Below are 16,082 nucleotides of genomic sequence, written 5' to 3'. Positions count from 1 at the left end.
ATGGTGGAGCCCCTGGGTTACTGCGCGGACGCCGTGAGGTCGCCGCGGCGGGGGGCGGCGAAGCCCTCCAGGTCGGCCCGGGTCAGGCCCGTGAGGCGGGCGACCTCGGCGATGTCCAGGGCGCCGCAGTCCAGACCGCGCAGCAGGTAGCCGCTGAGCGCCTTGGCCGTGGCGGGCTCGTCCATGACGTCGCCGCCGGCCCGGTTGGCGTAGCGGGCGAGGCGGCCCGCCGCCTGCTCGAAGCCCTCGCGGTAGAAGGCGAACACGGCCGCGTACCGGGTGGGGATGTGCGCCGGGTGCATGTCCCAGCCCTGGTAGTAGGCGCGGGCCAGGGCACGGCGGGTGAGGCCGTAGTGCAGGCGCCAGGCGTCGTGGACCTTCTCGGTGGGACCGACCGGCAGGACGTTCGTGGAACCGTCCGAGACCCGGACGCCGGTGCCGGCCGCGGCGACCTGCATGACGGCCTTGGCGTGGTCGGCGGCGGGGTGGTCGCTGGCCTGGTAGGCGGCGGAGACGCCCAGGCAGGCGCTGTAGTCGAAGGTGCCGTAGTGGAGGCCGGTGGCGCGGCCCTCGGCGGCCCCGATCATCCGGGCGACGGCGGCGGTGCCGTCCGCGGCGAGGATGGACTGGCTGGTCTCGATCTGGATCTCGAAGCCGAGCCGCCCGGGCTCCAGCCCGTGGGCCTTCTCGAAGGCCTCCAGCAGCCGCGCCATCGCGGTGACCTGCTCGGGGTACGTCACCTTCGGCAGGGTCAGGACCAGTCCGTCGGGCAGTCCGCCGGCCTGCATCAGACCGCTGAGGAAGACGTCGAGGGTGCGGATGCCCCGGTCGCGTACCGGCGCCTCCATGCACTTCATGCGGATGCCCATGTACGGCGCGGCCGTGCCCTTCGCGTACGCCTCGGCCACCAGCCGGGCGGCCCGGGCGGCGGTCTCGTCCTCCTCGGCGTCGGGGCGCGGGCCGTAGCCGTCCTCGAAGTCGATGCGGAGGTCTTCGACCGGTTCGCGTTCCAGCTTGGCGCGGACGCGGGAGTAGACCGGCTCGGCGAGTTCGTCGCCGAGGCCGAGGACCGCGGCGAAGGACGCGGCGTCCGGGGCGTGCTCGTCGAGGGCGGCGAGCGCCCGGTCGCCCCAGGAGCGGATGGTGTCGGCGGCGAAGGCGTCACCGGGGACGTACACCGTGTGGACGGGCTGGCGGGTGCCGGGATCGCCCGGGTAGCAGCGCTCCAGCTCGGCGTCGACCGGCGCGAGGGAGGCGCTGATCTCCTCGCTGACGGCGCCCGCAAGGCTCGTCGCCACCGTCTCCTGCTGGCCCTGACCCATTCCACACCCTCCTGCTTTCCGTTGTGCGGAATCAATAATCCGCAGTACGAAGCTATCCGTGGAGCTTCCCGGCGGTCAACACCTGTCCGCAGCCTGGGCCATCGGCCCGACCCGGACAAGCCGAGGCCCCCGTGACCGATCCGTTGGTTCTAGGAGTCGTTGCAACACCCCAGTTCAAGGGGTGCGATGGACTTCAAGATCCGGGAGAACCGGGGCAAGGCTCAGGGGCGCAGGACCCTGGTCCGTGAGCGGGAGGAATACTTCCGGCTCATGGACCAGGGTCTGAGCAGCGCCGAAGCCTGCAAACGCGTCGGGATCAACTCCCGAACGGGGAAGCGGTGGCGCAACGGCCGGGCGGCCTCCGGCAAGGACAAGGCAGCACCGCCGGTCCGTGCCGCGAGGACGCCCGAGGGTCCGTCGAGGTATCTGCGGGAAGCGGACCGCATCCACATCGCCGACCGGCTGCGTGAGAGGGCCTCCGTCCGGCAGATCGCGGCCGAGCTGGGCCGCAGCCCGTCCACGATCAGCCGGGAGATACGCCGCAACGGCATGCCGCTGCGCGGGGACGCCTCCCGCTGGGCCTACCGGCCCTACGCCGCCCAGGCCCGCTGCGACGCCCGCCGGCCCCGCCCGAAGCCGGGGAGGATCGGGCAGAACCCGCAGCTGAGGGACTTCATCCAGCGTCACCTGGACCTACGGTGGAGTCCCGAGCAGATCTGCCAGGCTCTGCGGACCCAGTTCCCCGACCGGCCGGAGATGCACGTGGCGCACGAGACCGTCTACCAGGCCCTCTATGTCCAGGGCCGGGGTGAACTACGCCGTGAGCTGGCCAAGGCGCTGCGCACTGGCCGGGTACGGCGCAAGCCCCGCCGCCAGGCCCAACAGCGCACCCCGCGGTTCGCCACCCCGATGGTGATGATCAGCGAACGTCCTGCGGAGGCCGAAGACCGGGCCGTGCCCGGCCACTGGGAAGGCGACCTGATCATCGGCAAGGACGGCAGCTCCGCGATCGGCACCCTCGTCGAGCGCGCCACCCGCTATGTCATGCTGCTGCACCTGCCCGACGGCCGCACCGCCGAACACGTCCGCGACGCCCTCGTGGGAACCGTCCAGACCCTGCCCGCTCACCTGGTGCGGTCGCTGACCTGGGACCAGGGCGCCGAGATGGCCGCCCACGGCTCGTTCACCGTCGCCACCAACATCCCGGTCTACTTCTGCGACCCGGCCAGCCCCTGGCAGCGCGGCTCGAACGAGAACACCAACGGCCTGCTGCGGCAGTACTTCCCCAAGGGCACCGACCTTTCCGTCCACAGCCCCGAGCACCTCGCAGCGGTGGCCGCCCAACTCAACGGCCGCCCACGCAAAACGCTCGGCTGGGAAACCCCAGCCGAGCGCCTGCATAAACTGCTCGCGGCCTGACCAACACGACCACGTGTTGCGACGATCCCTAGAAAGCGCCATCGGTCACGGGGGCCTGGCCCGGGGCGGCCCCGGGAAGGGAGCCGCAGAATCAGCCCTTGCGGGTCTTGATCTCCTCGGTGAGCTGCGGGACGACCTCGAAGAGGTCGCCGACGACGCCGTAGTCGACGAGGTCGAAGATCGGCGCCTCGGGGTCCTTGTTGACCGCGACGATGGTCTTCGAGGTCTGCATGCCGGCCCGGTGCTGGATGGCGCCGGAGATGCCGTTGGCGATGTAGAGCTGCGGCGAGACGGACTTGCCGGTCTGGCCGACCTGGTTGGTGTGCGGGTACCAGCCGGCGTCGACGGCGGCGCGGGAGGCACCGACGGCCGCGCCGAGCGAGTCGGCGAGCGCCTCGATGATCCCGAAGTTCTCCGCGCCGTTGACGCCGCGTCCACCGGAGACCACGATCGCGGCCTCGGTCAGCTCCGGACGGCCCGTCGACTCACGCGCCGTGCGGCCGGTGATCCGGGTGCCGGTGGCCTGGCCGGAGAACGTGACGTCCAGGGCCTCGACCGCACCGGCGGCCGGGGCGGCCTCCACGGCGGCGCTGTTGGGCTTGACCGTGATGACCGGCGTGCCCTTGGAGACGCGGGACTTGGTGGTGAAGGAGGCGGCGAACACCGACTGGGTGGCCACCGGACCCTCCGCGCCGGCCTCCAGGTCGACGGCGTCGGTGATGATGCCCGACCCGATGCGCAGTGCCAGACGGGCGGCGATCTCCTTGCCCTCCGCGGAGGAGGGGACCAGGACCGCGGCCGGGGACACGGCCTCGACGGCGGCCTGCAGCGCGTCCACCTTCGGCACCACCAGGTACTCGCCGTACTCGGCGGCCTCGTGGGTCAGGACCTTCACGGCGCCGTGCTCGGCGAGGGCGGCGGCGGTGCCGGAGGCGCCGGCACCCAGCGCGACGGCGACGGGCTCGCCGATGCGGCGGGCCAGGGTCAGCAGCTCCAGGGTGGGCTTGCGGACGGCGCCGTCCACGTGGTCGACGTAGACGAGGACTTCAGCCATGGGACTTCTTCTCTCCTGCTTGCGACGGATGAGGGAGGGGGCGGGGGACGGGGCTCAGATGAACTTCTGGCCCGCGAGGAACTCGGCGAGCTGCTTGCCGCCCTCGCCCTCGTCCTTGACGATCTTGCCCGCGGTCCGCGCGGGACGCTCCGCCGCCGACTCCACCACCGTGTAGGCGCCCGCCAGGCCGACCTCGTCGGCCTCGATGTCCAGGTCCGACAGGTCCCAGGACTCCACCGGCTTCTTCTTCGCCGCCATGATCCCCTTGAAGGAGGGGTAACGCGCCTCGCCCGACTGGTCGGTCACCGAGACGACCGCCGGCAGCGACGCCTGGAGCTGCTCCGAGGCGGTGTCACCGTCGCGGCGGCCCTTGACGACCCCGTCCTCGACCGAGACCTCGGACAGCAGCGTCACCTGCGGGACGCCGAGCCGCTCGGCCAGCAGCGCCGGCACCACGCCCATCGTGCCGTCGGTGGAGGCCATGCCGGAGATCACCAGGTCGTAACCGGCCTTCTCGACGGCCTTGGCCAGCACCAGCGAGGTGCCGATCGCGTCCGTGCCGTGCACGTCGTCGTCCTCGACGTGGATCGCCTTGTCCGCGCCCATCGAGAGCGCCTTGCGCAGCGCGTCCTTCGCGTCCTCCGGGCCCACCGTCAGCACGGTCACCTCGGCGTCGTCCGCGTTCTCCGCGATCTGCAGGGCCTGCTCCACGGCGTACTCGTCCAGCTCGGAGAGCAGACCGTCCACGTCGTCCCGGTCGACGGTCAGGTCATCGGCGAAGTGCCGGTCGCCAGTGGCGTCGGGCACGTACTTCACAGTGACAACGATCCTCAAGCTCACGCCGGCTCTCCTACTGCATCGTCATTTCTGGGCTGCCTTCTTGCAGGCAGCATAGGCGCCTGAAGCGGCCGATCCCGGTCGGGGCGACCCCACGCTCCGAGCGAGATATTACTCGCCAGTACACCCAGTTCCTTCCCGCTGAGCAAGCGCTTTGAACTGTGACCTTCGCAACGCAGCGTAACCGGAACTCGACCGCTGCGCGGACGGGTGCCGGAGCGGCCGGATCCGGACCGTCCGCTCAGTCGCGCAGGGCGCTGAAGCGGCCCTGGTGGTAGAGGAGGGGGCGGCCGGCGCCGGGGCAGTCGCCGAGGACGACCTCGGCGATCACGATGCGGTGGTCGCCCGCCGGGACCCGTCCCACGACCCGGCAGACCAGCCACGCGAGGACACCGTCGAGCACCGGGACCCCCTGCGGCCCGTCGCGCCAGGCGGTGGGCTCCCCGAAGCGGTCGGCGCCGCTGCGGGCGAACGTGGCGGCCAGTTCCTCCTGGTGCTCACCGAGTATGTGGACGCCGAGGTGCTCGGTGTCGGACACGACCGGCCAGCTGGAGGCGCCGGTGCCGATGCCGAAGGAGATCATCGGCGGCTCGGCGGAGACGGAGGTCAGGGACGTGGCGGTGAAGCCGACCGGTCCCCTCGCACCGCGCGCGGTGATCACCGCCACGCCCGCCGCGTGCCGCCGGAAGGCGGAGCGCAGCAGTTCGGGGGAGGCAGGCCGGATGGTGCCGGGAGTGACGAGGTCGGACGGGACCGTCATGGAGTTGTCCTTCTGCTGGTGGGACGCGCGGGAACCGTGGCTGTTCAACAGCCCGGACAGCGCGCTCTCACGCCGCGGGCCGGGAGCGCCGCCCCCTGGCGCCGGCCGGGAAGAAGGAGTTCTCGAGGCATACGGTCAGGCTGACGATAGGTGGCGGGTGCAGTCAAGTACGTACCACACGGGACCTGAATCACCCTCGTGCGCACGGGACTCACCACGCCTCCCCCAGGGCCGCGACGACGTCCGCCGTACGGGGCTGCCCGGTGGCGCGCCGCACGATGCGTCCGTCCGCGTCGAGGACCAGCACGGTGGGGGTCCTGCGGACGTCCAGCTCGCGGACGAGCGCCAGGCGGTCCTCGGCGTCGATCTCGACGTGGACGACGCCCGGGACCATGCGGGCCACCTCGCCGAGGACCCTGCGGGTCGCCCGGCAGGGTGCGCAGAAGGCGGTGGAGAACTGCACCAGCGTGGCGCGTTCGCCCAGCTCCCGCCCCAACTCGGCGGCGCCCAGCCGCTTGTCGGTCTCCGGTCCGCGCACGCGTACCCTCCCGTTCCGCCGTCCCGTGCCGTCATCCTGCTCCGCTCCGCTTCAGCGCGCGCGGGCCCGCGGAGATTCCCGGACGGCGGCGGGGGTGCCCCGGACGGCCGATCGACGTGACGAGGATCTCGCCGGTGACGGGCACGTGGACTGGCTCCCCGGCCGTTCTTGGGGCACGATCTGCGACATGCCGTAAACCTACGGCTGCGTAACTTCCGCCGGGAGTCCCCCCTTCCCTGGCAGACAGAAGGGTCCGCCCCGCCCATGGCCGAGCTTGTCTACCGTCCCGTCATCGGTTTCGCCCGCACCATGTTCAAGGTGTGGGACCTCAAGATCGACTGCCGGGGTTCGGAGAACGTACCGCGTCAGGGCGGCGCCGTGCTGGTCAGCAATCACATCAGCTACCTGGACTTCATCTTCAACGGTCTGGCGGCCCTGCCGCAGAAGCGCCTGGTCCGTTTCATGGCCAAGGAGTCGGTGTTCCGGCACAGGATCTCGGGTCCGCTGATGCGCGGCATGAAGCACATCCCGGTCGACCGCGCCCAGGGTGAGGCGGCCTACGCGCACGCGCTGGACTCGCTGCGCTCGGGCGAGGTGATCGGGGTCTTCCCCGAGGCCACCATCTCGGAGTCCTTCACCCTCAAGAGCTTCAAGTCGGGTGCCGCGCGGCTGGCCCAGGAGGCGGGGGTGCCGCTGATCCCGATGGCTGTGTGGGGCACGCAGCGGCTGTGGACCAAGGGGCACCCGCGCAACTTCAGGCGCAGCCACACGCCCGTCACGGTCCGCGTGGGCGAGGCGGTCGAGGCCCCGCGCGACCAGTACGCGGGGGCCATCACCCGCCGGCTGCGCGAGCGCGTCCAGGAACTGCTGGAGGCCGCCCAGCGCGCCTATCCGGTGCGTCCGAGGGACCCGGAGGACACCTGGTGGATGCCCGCGCACCTGGGCGGCACGGCCCCCACTCCGGAGCAACTGCGGACGGCGGCCGCGCTCTGAGGCCCGATCGGTGGTGCCCCGGCCACCGCGCGCCCTAAACTGACGGTCCGCCGGGTCACCGCGGACTTGGCGCGCGGTCGGCCCCCGGCCGGCGCGTACAAGGGGACGGGGGATGTCCATGGTCTCGCTCGCCGTCATGTTCGGTCTGCTCGCCGGGGTCGTGGTGTGCCTGATCGTCGTGCTGCTGCGCCGCCGCAACGGTTCCACCAAGAACGCGGAGGGTCTGCTCATCGAGCAGGCCAGCCGGATCCAGGCCCAGCGGGACCGCTCCTCCTACAGCACGCTGGCGATGCACAACACCACGCCGACCATGAGCGACCAGTACCGCCGCCCCTGAGAGGTCGGAACAGAAGGGGAGTCCGATCAGCCGGGCGCCCCTTTTGTTCAGCGCTCCGAGACTCAGGACGCGGACTGTGGTTCGCGTACGGTGATCCGTGCGCCCGGGCTGAACTTCTCCAGCAGTTCGGCGAGTTCACCGGCGGCGCGGACGACGTCGGCCACGGGCATCGGGGCGAGGCTCTCCAGCAGGAAGACGCCGGAGGTCGTCCGCTCGGTGAGACGGGTGCGCGGGCCCTGGCGCCAGTTCCAGCGGCGGCAGGTGACGCCGGCCTCGTCACGCCACACCACTTCGCCGGCGTCGGGGGGCTCGACGACCTCCTCACCGCCCGCGACGGTCACGAACTCCTCCTCGCCGCCGGCCCGCACCAGGCTCATGCCGCCCTGGATCCGGTCGAGGTCCTCACCCCCGACGGGGATCAGGTGGGCGACGCTGACGGCGTTGTAGAGGTCGACGAGGACGTTGATGCGGGGCAGCCCCGCGTCGGACAGGGCGCGCTTGGCCAGCGCCTCGGCCGAGTTCCGGGTGCGCGACGGCTTGGATCCGAACGCCGTGTACGTCTCCCGCCAGGCGGCCATGTGCGGGTCCTCGTGCGGGGCGCGCCCGTCCAGGCGCAGGGCGAGGCGGCGGGCCGCGTCGTCGAGGAGGGCGGCGCCGGCCTCGGTGCTGGGGCCGTTGACCAGGCCGTGCGCCTCGACGGCCACGTGGGTGAAGCCGGGCGCGAGGGCTCGCACCTCGTCGGACACGGTGAGTGTGAGCGTCATGGTCTCTCCGCCTCGTACGTCACAGTTCGCTGGGGAGCTCTGCGGACAGCGCGGCCCGGTCGGGGGCGGCCTTGAGCGCATTCAGCACGACCGGATGAGGTTCAGCGTACAGTACCGGGTAGTCCATCTCATTCGACTTCTGGTCCGGTACGTAGGCCAGCCGCTCCCCTGCCAGCGAGAACTGCGCGTCGACACCGGGCTTGTTGCCGCGCGGGTCCTGCCGGTGCCAGGCGCCGCGGAACCGGACGGCGACGAGTCCGTGCAGGGCGTGTCCAGCGCCGTCGTCCCAGGCGAGCCTCTGGTAGCACAGCGCCGTGGGGATGTCCTCGGCGCGCAGCAGGGCGGCGAGGGCGTGCGCCTTGGCGTGGCAGATGCCGGTGCGCAGCCGCAGGACGTCGGAGGCCCGCCAGGTGACGCGCGGGTCGCCCGAGTCCTGCGAGTGCGGGATGATGTCGCGCACGAACTCGTACGCGGACCGCGCATAGGCATACGAGTCGGCCACGCCCTCGGCGAGCTGGGCGGCGACCTCGCGGACCACCGGGTGATCGTGGTCGATCGCCTCGTCGGCGGCCAGATAGGCGGACAGGTCAGAGGTGTGCTGGATCAGCTCCATGGCCGCAGAGCATAGGAATGCGATCACTCGACAGTCAATGACTTTCCGAATGATCGCATAACTATGCACACCTGCGGGGTGCGCCCCTCTCGCTCTAGTGCCGCGCCATCTCCTCCTTGAGCGCCGCCACGAACGCGTCCACGTCGTCCTCCGTGGTGTCGTACGAGCACATCCAGCGCACGACCCCCGCGGACTCGTCCCAGAAGTAGAAGCGGAAGCGCTTCTGCAGACGCTCGCTCACCGCGTGCGGCAGCTTGGCGAAGACGCCGTTGGCCTGGACGGGGTAGCAGATCTCCACCCCGTGCACCGCCCGTACGCCCTCGGCGAGCCGCTGGGCCATCTCGTTGGCGTGCCGGGCGTTGCGCAGCCACAGGTCCTTGGCGAGCAGGGCCTCCAGCTGCACCGAGACGAAGCGCATCTTGGAGGCGAGCTGCATGCTCATCTTGCGGATGTGCTTCATGCGGCGGACGGCGCCCTGGTCGAGGACGACGACCGCCTCGCCGAACATGGCGCCGTTCTTCGTGCCGCCCAGGGAGAGGATGTCGACACCGACGGCGTTGGTGAAGGTCCGCATGGGGACGTCCAGGGAGGCGGCGGCGTTGGCTATCCGGGACCCGTCCAGGTGGACCCTCATGCCGTGGGCGTGGGCGTGCTCGCAGATCGCCCGGATCTCCTCGGGCGTGTAGAGCGTGCCCAGCTCCGTGCTCTGGGTGATCGAGACGACCTGCGGCATCGCGCGGTGCTCGTCCTCCCAGCCGAACGCCTGCCGGTCGATCAGCTCGGGGGTGAGCTTGCCGTCCGGGGTGGGCACCGTGTGCAGTTTCAGGCCGCCCATGCGCTCGGGGGCGCCGCCCTCGTCGACGTTGATGTGCGCGCTCTCCGCGCAGATCACCGCGCCCCAGCGGTCGGTGACCGCCTGCAGCGCGACGACGTTGGCGCCGGTGCCGTTGAACACCGGGAACGCCTCGGCGCTCGCGCCGAAGTGGCTGCGGACGATCCGCTGGAGGTGGTCGGTGTACTCGTCCTCGCCGTAGGAGACCTGGTGCCCGCCGTTGGCCAGGGCCAGGGCGGCGAGCACCTCGGGGTGGACACCGGCGTAGTTGTCGCTGGCGAAGCCGCGGACCTCGGGGTCGTGACGGCGGCGCGCGTCGGTCTTGGCAGGGTTCACGGCTGCTCGGTCAGCCACAGACGTTTTCCGTTCACTTCCGCGGCGGGCTTGCTCCAGACGCCGGTGATGGCCTCGGCGAGGTCCTTGACGTCCGTGAAGCCCGCGAACTTCGCGTTGGGACGCTCGGCGCGCATCGCGTCGTGCACCAACGCCTTCACCACCAGGATCGCAGCCGCCGACGTCGGCCCCTCGGCGCCCTCCGCCTTGCCGGCCTTGCGGAAGTAGTCCGCCATGGCCAGCGTCCAGGCCTCGGCGGCGGCCTTGGCGGCCGAGTAGGCGGCGTTGCCCGCCGTGGGCTTGCTGGCACCCGAGGCGCTGATCAGCACGTACCGGCCGCGCTCGCTGCGCTGGAGCGCCTCGTGGAAGGCCAGGGAGGTGTGCTGCACGGTCTTGACGAGCAGCAGCTCCAGGAAGTCCCAGTCGTCCAGGCTGGTCTTGGTGAACGTCTCGCTGCCGCGCCAGCCGCCCACGAGGTGGACCAGGCCGTCGACGCGCCCGAAGTCCTTCTCGACGTGCGCCGCCCAGTCCCGGGTGGACTTGAGGTCGAGCAGGTCGACGGTGTCGCCGGTGACGCTCGCGCCGCCGGACGCGTAGCGGGCCGCGTCCACGGCCTCGGAGAGCCGCTGCGGGTCGTTGTCCGCACCGACGACGGTCGCGCCCGCCTCGGCGAGCCTGAGCAGTGTCGCCCGCCCGGCGGGTCCGCCCGCGCCGGCCACCGCGATCACCGCACCGCTGAGAGCCCCGTTGCCCGCCATCTTCTTCGCCTCCGTAGGAGCAGTGTTCTGGACGCGGTCGCTCACGCGGCGACCTGCTCGGCGCTGTCGGCCGTGATGCCCTTGGTGGAGGCGATCACGTTCTTCAGCTTCTTGGACAGTGCCTCGTAGAACATGCTGAGCGGAAACTCGTCCGGAAGCACGTCATCGACGAGCTTGCGCGGCGGCTGGGTCAGGTCCAGGGCGTCGGGGCCCTTGGCCCACCTGGAGGCCGGGTGCGGGGCGAGGTAGCTGGCGACCAGTTCGTACCCGGCGAACCAGTGCACCAGTTTCGGGCGGTCGATGCCGTCGCGGTACAGCTCCTCGATCTCGGCGCACAGCTGGTTGGTGACCTGCGGGGCGCGCTCCCAGTCGATGGAGAGCTTGTTGTCGGTCCAGCGCACCACGTCGTGCTTGTGCAGGTACGCGAAGAGCAGCTGGCCGCCCAGGCCGTCGTAGTTGCGCACACGCTCGCCGGTGACCGGGAAGCGGAACATGCGGTCGAAGAGGACCGCGTACTGCACGTCGCGGGCCTGCGGGACGCCGTCGGTCTCCAGCTTCACGGCCTCCTTGAAGGCGGTGAGGTCGCAGCGCAGTTCCTCCAGGCCGTACATCCAGAACGGCTGGCGCTGCTTGATCATGAAGGGGTCGAACGGCAGGTCGCCGTGGCTGTGGGTGCGGTCGTGGACCATGTCCCACAGGACGAACGCCTCCTCGCAGCGCTTCTGGTCGTCGACCATGGCGGCGATGTCGTCGGGCAGCTCCAGGCCCAGGAGGCCGACGGCCGCGGCGGTCACCCGGCGGAAGCGGGCGGCCTCGCGGTCGCAGAAGATACCGCCCCAGGAGAATCGTTCCGGCGCCTCGCGCACGGCGATGGTCTCGGGGAAGAGCACAGCGGAGTTGGTGTCGTAGCCCGCCGTGAAGTCCTCGAAGGTGATGCCGCAGAAGAGCGGGTTGTCGTAGCGGGTGCGCTCCAGCTCGGCCAGCCAGTCCGGCCAGACCATGCGCAGCACGACCGCCTCCAGGTTGCGGTCCGGGTTGCCGTTCTGCGTGTACATCGGGAAGACGACCAGGTGCTGGAGGCCGTCCGCGCGGTGGGCCGCGGGCTGGAAGGCGAGCAGCGAGTCCAGGAAGTCCGGCACCTGGAAGCCGTCGTCGGCCCAGCGGTGCAGGTCCGCCACGAGCGCGCGGTGGTAGGCGGCGTCGTGCGGCAGCAGCGGGGACAGTTCCTCGACGGCGCCGGTCACGCGGCGCACGGCGGCTTCGGCGTCCTCGCGGGCGGGCGCGCCCTCACGGTCGAAGTCGATCGAACCGTCCTTCGACTGCCATGGCCGGATCTGCTCCACGGCATCCTTGAGCACGGGCCACGCCGGGTGCTCGACCACCCTGCTCACCGGAGGAACATGTCCCTCCGCACCCACCTGCACAAGAATTTCCGTCATGACCCATCCTCCACGGGAGAAGCTCGCGTAAGAAGACCGTATACATATGAGCTTTCTTCCAGCAAGGGCGCCCTCCGGAAATTATCCTGCCGATGCTCACCTTCACCGGCCATTTTCCTGCCTGCCACCCGTATGGCGGCTACTACCCCTAGGCCGGTCGGGTGATGCGTCCCAGGGACCGCGGGAGCGGTTTCCGGCCTCGCGAGCGCGGCCGGCCCGGCGGCGCCCCACGTTCGGCCCGCTCCGTCGGCCCGCTCGGTCAACGCCCCGAGGACTCGCCCACGCAGGGGTGACCGCCCGGGCCGGTGCGGCCCTGCCGTGGCCCGGCCGTCACCCCACTGCCCCGTGTACGCACGGGTGCATCGCGACTGCGGACCGTTAGGCTGCGGCACTGCCGCGTGGACGTCGAGGTCCCGGTCCGCGGGCGAGCCGAGCCGCCGTCGACGGAAGCGAGTTGAACCTTGAACTTCCTTACCATCGGTCACCGCGGGGTCATGGGTGTGGAGCCCGAGAACACCCTCCGTTCGTTCGTCGCCGCCCAGCAGGCCGGCCTCGACGCCATCGAACTCGATCTGCACCTGAGCAAGGACGGCGCGCTCGTCGTCATGCACGACCCCGAAGTGGACCGCACGACGGACGGCAGCGGCCCGGTCGCGGACAAGACCCTCGCGGAGCTGCGGGCGCTCGACGCGGGCCTCGGTGAGCGGATCCCGGTCTTCGAGGAGGTGCTCGACGCCGTCCACACGCCCCTGCAGGCCGAGATCAAGGACGTGGCGGCGGCGAAGGCGCTCGCCGAGGTGATGCGCCGCCGCGACCTCGTGGGCCGCGTCGAGGTGCTGTCCTTCCACGACGAGGCGATCGCCGAGATCGCCCGCCTGGTCCCCGGCGCGCGCACCGCGCTGGTCGCCGAGCGCTACGGCACGGAGGTCGTCGAGCGCGCCACCGCGGCCGGCGCGGGCACCCTCGTGCTCGACATCCGCAGGCTCACCCTGGAGATCGTCGAGCACGCGCGCGCGGCGGACCTGCGGATCCTCGGGTGGGTGGTGAACACCCTGGACCACCTGCGCCTGGTCCGCGCCCTGGAACTGGACGGCGCCACCACCGACTATCCGGAGATCAAGCGCACCGGCCGCTTCACCGCGTAGCGGGCGGCCGCGCGAGGTTCACGCCCCCTGCGCGAGCGGCTTGACCAGCAGCTCGAACTCCAGGTCGTCGCGCTGCGGGACGCCGAAGCGCTCGTCGCCGTACGGGAAGGGGCTCATCCGCCCCGTACGTCGGTAACCGCGCCGCTCGTACCAGGCGATCAGGTCCTCCCGCACGGAGATCACCGTCATGTGCATCTCGGTGACGCCCCAGGTCGCGCGGGCCTGCCGCTCCGCCTCGGCGATGATCACCTTGCCGAGACCGGCGCCCTGCAGGGCGGGGCTGACCGCGAACATGCCGAAGTAGGCGTGGTCACCGCGGTGCTCGAGCTGGCAGCAGGCGACCACGCGGCCCTCCCGCTCGACGGCCAGCAGCCTGCTGTCGGGGGACTTGATCACGGCCAGCACGCCCTCCGGGTCGGTGCGCTGCCCGTGCAGGATGTCCGCCTCGGTGGTCCACCCGGCCCGGCTGGCGTCCCCGCGGTACGCCGACTCGATCAGCGCCACCAGCGTGTCGACGTCGGCATCGGTGGCGTCGCGGAAGACCGGTGCGGGGGCGGCGGTGTCCATGAAGTGTGCCTCTCGGGTCTTGTCTCGGAAGCGGCGGGGCAGGCACGAGGGTAACCCCGCCGGACAGGGCCGGGGTCCCCCGCCCGGATCAGGCCGGGCCTGGGCCGGGGCGCGGTGACGGGGCCGAGGGGGCACGGCGTCGGGGCGCCTCCCACGCCGTTCAGGCTCGGAGAGTCCGGAGGACGGTGCCGGGGCCCGCGAGCCCGGCACGGTCCGAACGGCTCCGAACGGGAGGCCCTCAAGAGCTGCGGACAAAAGGGAAGTCCGATCAGCTCCCCGGCGTCCGGCGCGTGCGATCGCAAGGCGCCGGAAGGTCCTTGCAGCGGAGCTAGTGCTGTGGCCTCGGGCAACGCCGCGAGCATGCGTGCCGGGCGCCCGTTTTGCCCGGGGTTCTAAACTCCGGGCATGGTGCACGTACTCAGCAGCCGGACGCTGATCCGGCCCACTGATCCCGAGCGCTCCCGCGCCTTCTACGGCGAGCGGCTGCGGCTGCCCGTCTACCGCGAGTTCGGCACGGGCCCCGAGCGCGGCACGGTCTACTTCCTCGGAGGCGGCTTCCTGGAGCTGTCGGGCCGCTCCCGGACACCTCCCTCCCCCGGGATCCGGCTGTGGCTCCAGGTCGAGGACCTGGCCGCGGCCCACGACGAGCTGCGGGCCGCCGGGGTCGAGATCGTCCGGCCGCCGGTGCGGGAGCCCTGGGGGCTGATCGAGATGTGGATCGCCGATCCGGACGGCATCCCCCTCGTGCTCGTCGAGGTGCCCGCCGAGCACCCGCTGCGCCACCGGCCGGGCATCTGAACTCGTTCCCGGCCGTACGAGTCCCGCTGGCCACCGTCGGTGACCGGGGATAGCGTTCTGGTGGTGGGGGCCGAGCCTTCCCGGAGGAGTGTCATGGAGTTCGACAAGCCGGTGATCGGCGGCCCCTGCTGGGCGGAGCTGGGGACCAGCGACCTGGAGGCGGCCAAGCGGTTCTACGGCGAGCTGTTCGGCTGGCACTGCGACGAGCCGGACGCCCGGCCGGAGCTGCGCGGCTACACCGTCGTGCGCCTGGGGGGCGCGGCGGTGGCCGGGCTCGGCCCGCTGTACCGGCCGACCCAGCCGGTCGCGTGGAACGTCTCGTTCGCCGTCGCCGACGCCGACGCGGCCACGAACCGGGTGGCGCAGGCCGGCGGGACGGTGATCCGGGGCCCCATGGACATCTTCGACGAAGGCCGCCGGACGGTGGCGCTCGACCCGTCCGGCGCGGCCTTCCAGATCTGGCAGGCCAAGGACTTCGCCGGCGCCGGGGTGTTCAACAGGCCCGGATCACTGGGCTGGGTCGAGCTGGCGACCAGGGACGTCAAACGGGCCCGGGACTTCTACACCGCGGTGTTCGGCTGGAGCGTCAACGCCTCGGAGTGGTACACGCAGTGGGGCATGCACGGCATGGACTTCGGCGGCGTCACCGCCCTGCACGAGCGCTTCCCGGCCGATGTGCCGCCGCACTGGCTGCCCTACTTCGCGGTCGAGGACGTCGACGGGGCCGCGGAGGTGGCGACGGGGGCCGGGGCCAGGGCCCTCCAGGAGCCGGTCAGCGTCGCGCACGGGCCGCGCATCGCGGTGCTGCGCGACCCGCAGGGCGCGGCCTTCGGCGTCTACCAGGCCGGGGCCGAGGACTGACGACGAGGACCGCCGGCCGGCGGCCGCCGGGCCGCGTCGCCCGCGCACTCAGACCCCGGGGACGCCGGGGCGGCCCTCCAGACGGGTGAGCAGCTCGCCCAGCAGCTCGGCCAGCTCTCCCCGCCCGTCCCCGTCCAGAGCGCCGAGCACGGTCCGTTCGTACGCCAGCTGGTCCGGCAGCAGGCCGTCGACGAGGTCCCGGCCCGCGTCCGTGAGGCGCAGATGGGCGACCCGGCGGTCCCGGGTGTCGCCGCGCCGTTCCACCAGGCCGCGTTCGGTGAGTTGTTTGAGCCGCTTGGTGACGGCGGCGCCCGAGGAGAAGGTCTCACGGGCCAGCTCGCTCGGCGTCAGTTCGTGTCCGGTCCGCCGCAGCGCGCCGAGCAGGTCGAACTCCGGCCGGCTGAGCCCCGCCCGGCGCAGCGGCGCGTCCTCCGCCTGCTGGAGGAGGGCGGCACAGCGGTTGATCCGGCCGATGATCTCCATCGGCGCCGTGTCCAGGTCGGGGTGGACGGCCCGCCACTGCCGGACGACCCCGGCGACGGTGTCGTCCCGGGCGGCGGCATCCGCCCGAGCCGTGGGAGCGGCCGGGGCGGGACCGGCGGCCGGCGCCACGGGGGCGGCCGGTGCCACGGGGCCGGCGGGGGCCGGGGGTCCGGCGGGAACGTCCGCGCGGCCGGCGGGGGCCGAGTCCGCAGTGAAGAGCGCGGAATCG

General features: G+C 71.8%; 18 protein-coding genes. 6 read left to right on the top strand and 12 right to left on the bottom strand.

The genetic code is table 11. The features are described from left to right. Window positions 1-17 precede the first annotated feature (17 nt). Window positions 18-1,322 carry a DUF6986 family protein gene (locus AC6I72_RS27965; protein ID WP_498003904.1) on the bottom strand — a complete coding sequence of 435 codons (1,305 nt, stop codon included), beginning with the start codon at window positions 1,320-1,322 and terminating at the stop codon, window positions 18-20. Window positions 1,323-1,592: 270 nt separating this feature from the next. Here AC6I72_RS27965 and AC6I72_RS27960 point away from each other — a divergent pair, with 270 nt between their 5' ends. Then, entirely contained in the window at window positions 1,593-2,741 is a 1,149-nt protein-coding gene (locus AC6I72_RS27960; protein WP_498004835.1) for an IS30 family transposase, read from the top strand. A gap of 91 nt (window positions 2,742-2,832) precedes the next feature. On the opposite strand, the gene AC6I72_RS27955 is transcribed toward AC6I72_RS27960, so the two are convergent. The 4 genes from AC6I72_RS27955 to AC6I72_RS27940 form a co-directional block, all read right to left on the bottom strand. Further along, window positions 2,833-3,795: an electron transfer flavoprotein subunit alpha/FixB family protein gene (locus AC6I72_RS27955; protein ID WP_366724037.1), complete on the bottom strand. Its 963-nt coding sequence runs from the start codon at window positions 3,793-3,795 to the stop codon at window positions 2,833-2,835. Window positions 3,796-3,849: 54 nt separating this feature from the next. Then, window positions 3,850-4,635, bottom strand: a complete 786-nt coding sequence (locus tag AC6I72_RS27950; RefSeq protein ID WP_498003903.1) for an electron transfer flavoprotein subunit beta/FixA family protein — start codon at window positions 4,633-4,635, stop codon at window positions 3,850-3,852. A 238-nt stretch (window positions 4,636-4,873) separates the two neighbouring features. Then, window positions 4,874-5,392 carry a flavin reductase family protein gene (locus AC6I72_RS27945; RefSeq protein WP_498003902.1) on the bottom strand — a complete coding sequence of 173 codons (519 nt, stop codon included), beginning with the start codon at window positions 5,390-5,392 and terminating at the stop codon, window positions 4,874-4,876. 211 nt (window positions 5,393-5,603) lie between these two features. Then, window positions 5,604-5,930, bottom strand: a complete 327-nt coding sequence (locus AC6I72_RS27940; RefSeq protein ID WP_498003901.1) for a TlpA family protein disulfide reductase — start codon at window positions 5,928-5,930, stop codon at window positions 5,604-5,606. Window positions 5,931-6,194: 264 nt separating this feature from the next. On the opposite strand from AC6I72_RS27940, the gene AC6I72_RS27935 reads away from it, so the two are divergent. Further along, complete coding sequence (locus AC6I72_RS27935; RefSeq protein WP_037854645.1) at window positions 6,195-6,923, top strand: lysophospholipid acyltransferase family protein; 729 nt, start codon at window positions 6,195-6,197, stop codon at window positions 6,921-6,923. 112 nt (window positions 6,924-7,035) lie between these two features. After that, the gene (locus AC6I72_RS27930; protein WP_498003900.1) at window positions 7,036-7,260 is read left to right on the top strand and encodes a hypothetical protein; all 225 of its coding nucleotides are present in this window, start codon (window positions 7,036-7,038) and stop codon (window positions 7,258-7,260) included. Window positions 7,261-7,322: 62 nt separating this feature from the next. On the opposite strand, the gene AC6I72_RS27925 is transcribed toward AC6I72_RS27930, so the two are convergent. The 5 genes from AC6I72_RS27925 to AC6I72_RS27905 all read right to left on the bottom strand — a co-directional run bounded on the left by AC6I72_RS27925 (window position 7,323) and on the right by AC6I72_RS27905 (window position 11,999). Next, the gene (locus tag AC6I72_RS27925) at window positions 7,323-8,024 is read right to left on the bottom strand and encodes a B3/B4 domain-containing protein (protein WP_498003899.1); all 702 of its coding nucleotides are present in this window, start codon (window positions 8,022-8,024) and stop codon (window positions 7,323-7,325) included. A gap of 19 nt (window positions 8,025-8,043) precedes the next feature. After that, complete coding sequence (locus AC6I72_RS27920; RefSeq protein WP_498003898.1) at window positions 8,044-8,637, bottom strand: transglutaminase domain-containing protein; 594 nt, start codon at window positions 8,635-8,637, stop codon at window positions 8,044-8,046. 94 nt (window positions 8,638-8,731) lie between these two features. Continuing rightward, entirely contained in the window at window positions 8,732-9,805 is a 1,074-nt protein-coding gene (locus AC6I72_RS27915; protein ID WP_366724044.1) for a threonine aldolase family protein, read from the bottom strand. Next, on the bottom strand, window positions 9,802-10,560 hold the full coding sequence (locus AC6I72_RS27910; protein WP_498004834.1) for an SDR family NAD(P)-dependent oxidoreductase: 759 nt from the start codon (window positions 10,558-10,560) through the stop codon (window positions 9,802-9,804). The genes AC6I72_RS27915 and AC6I72_RS27910 overlap by 4 nt, the downstream gene beginning before the upstream one ends. Window positions 10,561-10,601: 41 nt before the next feature. After that, a complete protein-coding gene (locus AC6I72_RS27905) occupies window positions 10,602-11,999 on the bottom strand; it encodes a DUF6421 family protein (protein WP_498003897.1) in 1,398 nt (465 codons plus the stop codon). 461 nt (window positions 12,000-12,460) lie between these two features. Between AC6I72_RS27905 and AC6I72_RS27900 the strand changes: the two genes are divergently transcribed. Beyond that, complete coding sequence (locus AC6I72_RS27900; RefSeq protein WP_498003896.1) at window positions 12,461-13,144, top strand: glycerophosphodiester phosphodiesterase; 684 nt, start codon at window positions 12,461-12,463, stop codon at window positions 13,142-13,144. Between the two features lie 18 nt (window positions 13,145-13,162). Here AC6I72_RS27900 and AC6I72_RS27895 read toward each other — a convergent pair whose 3' ends face one another. Further along, the gene (locus AC6I72_RS27895; RefSeq protein ID WP_498003895.1) at window positions 13,163-13,711 is read right to left on the bottom strand and encodes a GNAT family N-acetyltransferase; all 549 of its coding nucleotides are present in this window, start codon (window positions 13,709-13,711) and stop codon (window positions 13,163-13,165) included. Between the two features lie 405 nt (window positions 13,712-14,116). On the opposite strand from AC6I72_RS27895, the gene AC6I72_RS27890 reads away from it, so the two are divergent. Next, complete coding sequence (locus tag AC6I72_RS27890; RefSeq protein WP_498003894.1) at window positions 14,117-14,509, top strand: VOC family protein; 393 nt, start codon at window positions 14,117-14,119, stop codon at window positions 14,507-14,509. Between the two features lie 93 nt (window positions 14,510-14,602). Continuing rightward, window positions 14,603-15,370, top strand: a complete 768-nt coding sequence (locus AC6I72_RS27885; RefSeq protein WP_498003893.1) for a VOC family protein — start codon at window positions 14,603-14,605, stop codon at window positions 15,368-15,370. Between the two features lie 48 nt (window positions 15,371-15,418). On the opposite strand, the gene AC6I72_RS27880 is transcribed toward AC6I72_RS27885, so the two are convergent. After that, window positions 15,419-15,982 carry a MarR family winged helix-turn-helix transcriptional regulator gene (locus AC6I72_RS27880; RefSeq protein WP_498004833.1) on the bottom strand — a complete coding sequence of 188 codons (564 nt, stop codon included), beginning with the start codon at window positions 15,980-15,982 and terminating at the stop codon, window positions 15,419-15,421. Between the last annotated feature and the right edge of the window lie 100 nt (window positions 15,983-16,082).

The organism is Streptomyces sp. Xyl84, assembly GCF_059731885.1.
Note: the sequence above shows the minus strand (reverse complement) of the source record. Positions and strands in the feature narration are given on the sequence as shown.

Coding starts and splice junctions, on each gene's coding strand:
- AC6I72_RS27965 (WP_498003904.1), bottom strand. CDS start 1,322: ATGGGTCAGGGCCAGCAGGAGACGGTGGCGACGAGCCTTGCGGGCGCC.
- AC6I72_RS27960 (WP_498004835.1), top strand. CDS start 1,593: ATGGACCAGGGTCTGAGCAGCGCCGAAGCCTGCAAACGCGTCGGGATC.
- AC6I72_RS27955 (WP_366724037.1), bottom strand. CDS start 3,795: ATGGCTGAAGTCCTCGTCTACGTCGACCACGTGGACGGCGCCGTCCGC.
- AC6I72_RS27945 (WP_498003902.1), bottom strand. CDS start 5,392: ATGACGGTCCCGTCCGACCTCGTCACTCCCGGCACCATCCGGCCTGCC.
- AC6I72_RS27935 (WP_037854645.1), top strand. CDS start 6,195: ATGGCCGAGCTTGTCTACCGTCCCGTCATCGGTTTCGCCCGCACCATG.
- AC6I72_RS27930 (WP_498003900.1), top strand. CDS start 7,036: ATGTCCATGGTCTCGCTCGCCGTCATGTTCGGTCTGCTCGCCGGGGTC.
- AC6I72_RS27925 (WP_498003899.1), bottom strand. CDS start 8,024: ATGACGCTCACACTCACCGTGTCCGACGAGGTGCGAGCCCTCGCGCCC.
- AC6I72_RS27920 (WP_498003898.1), bottom strand. CDS start 8,637: ATGGAGCTGATCCAGCACACCTCTGACCTGTCCGCCTATCTGGCCGCC.
- AC6I72_RS27910 (WP_498004834.1), bottom strand. CDS start 10,560: ATGGCGGGCAACGGGGCTCTCAGCGGTGCGGTGATCGCGGTGGCCGGC.
- AC6I72_RS27905 (WP_498003897.1), bottom strand. CDS start 11,999: ATGACGGAAATTCTTGTGCAGGTGGGTGCGGAGGGACATGTTCCTCCG.
- AC6I72_RS27895 (WP_498003895.1), bottom strand. CDS start 13,711: ATGGACACCGCCGCCCCCGCACCGGTCTTCCGCGACGCCACCGATGCC.
- AC6I72_RS27890 (WP_498003894.1), top strand. CDS start 14,117: ATGGTGCACGTACTCAGCAGCCGGACGCTGATCCGGCCCACTGATCCC.
- AC6I72_RS27885 (WP_498003893.1), top strand. CDS start 14,603: ATGGAGTTCGACAAGCCGGTGATCGGCGGCCCCTGCTGGGCGGAGCTG.